Origin of the sequence: Fibrobacter sp. (genome assembly GCA_024399065.1) — a bacterium.
Lineage (GTDB): Bacteria > Fibrobacterota > Fibrobacteria > Fibrobacterales > Fibrobacteraceae > Fibrobacter.
The window spans coordinates 1-1,498 of record JAKSIB010000095.1 but is presented as its reverse complement, the minus strand read 5'-3'; the positions used below and the strand labels follow the sequence as shown (position 1 = coordinate 1,498).

Genomic DNA, 1,498 nt, shown 5'->3' with positions numbered 1-1,498 from the left:
CCATCGCCGCCCTCACCTCCACCGTCGAAGGCCTCATGGACAAGCACGACTACGGCAGATTCGAAGTCTGCAGCCTGCAGGAGTATCATAGACACATCGTGAAGTAAGAGGATGTCATCCCGGACTTGTTCCGGGATCTCCTTTCACTAAAGTGTCATCCTGAGCGAAGCGAAGGATCCAGGGCGTTGCCCTTACGGGCCGGCCTCCCCATTCGGGGACCATGCGCACTAAGGCAACAAGTTGCCAAGTGCTGTCCGCCCTTGCGCTATAAAAAGACCGAACTGGAAAAATCCAGTTCGGTCTTTTTGTCGTTCAGCCTCGCGCTCCTTGAAACTGTACGAGGCAAGCGCCGCGCGAGTCCTCCCCCATACGGGCTGCGGGGTCCCCTAAAGGGGACCATGGCCCACTAAGAGCAATGCTCTAAGTGGTTGCAGCCCTAACGCGAAAGCATTATCAGAACTTCACATCCCTAAGGGAAAGCTTGCGCAAACGAATTCGAACCGAAGTTCTTTTCACGACTTTTTCCAAGTAATTGACTTCTGCCCAGAAGGTTTCCGCCAAATCAAAACGCCAGTAACTTAAGGATTTCTTGCGCCTGCCAAACCACCAATAGAGCCACTTGAGGCGATCGCCACCTACATCTACATGGCGACCAAAGTTGCCGCCCTTCAGGATTTCCCGCAAAAGCCACCGCCCGCGGAATTCATCGGGCTTGCAGAGCATCAGACTTTCGTCAAGACCTAACGATTCACGAAGTAGCCACATGAGGGCCCCCGCAATTTTCCGCAATCCAAAGCGGTTCAAGCATGCCACCAGTTCGCTGCGATCGCTTTCGCTGGAATGCTTAAGCAGCACGTAATAATCTACAACCTGCCGAAGCCCAACTCCACTAGTAAAAAAATGATGGTAGATATGCGACAGCTGCATGGCCAGCGCAAACTTCATGGAATGAGCGCAGAAACCTTCGGGAACCTCCACCGAATTCAAGACTTCCCTGTCCAGATATTTCAGCAGCCGTCTTGTCGCAAACGGATTGTAATTACCCGAAGACGTGCGGAAATGTACTTCCACATCAATTCCACGATCATTTTTCATGTGGGTGTGGTGCGGCGATTCCTTCCGCGAATCCTTCAGCGATTCCTGCATTTCAGTTTCCCGCAGCAAACCCACGACGCTCTTTTTCCCGCCGGAAACCCAGATGTCGATGTCTCCCGGCTGCCGACAAAGCGGATTCGGGTAAAGTCGGGCATTGGCCTGACCCTTCAAAACGGCACAACTTCTGCCATACCCTCTGAAAAATTCAGTAAGCTTTGCGGCTTCCTCATTCAAAATCTTGTTCAGGCCACTAAAGGATTCCGCTTCGCTGGCCCACTGGAACATCAGTTCCATGGGAGGGCGCAGCTCCTGAGGCAACTTCATCACCCCGTCAAACGCAAGCCCCAGAAGAGTCTGCCGGTCCGCCTCGTTGTAAATGCGTTCCCACTCTTCCGCAGACAGC

At 53.1% G+C, this 1,498-nt stretch carries 1 protein-coding gene; it reads right to left on the bottom strand.

The genetic code is table 11. The features are described 5' to 3' along the window. Positions 1–453: 453 nt before the first annotated feature. Positions 454–1,498, bottom strand: a 1,045-nt coding sequence (locus tag MJZ25_16605) for a nucleotidyltransferase family protein (GenBank protein MCQ2125788.1), incomplete at its 5' end; no start/stop codon positions are given.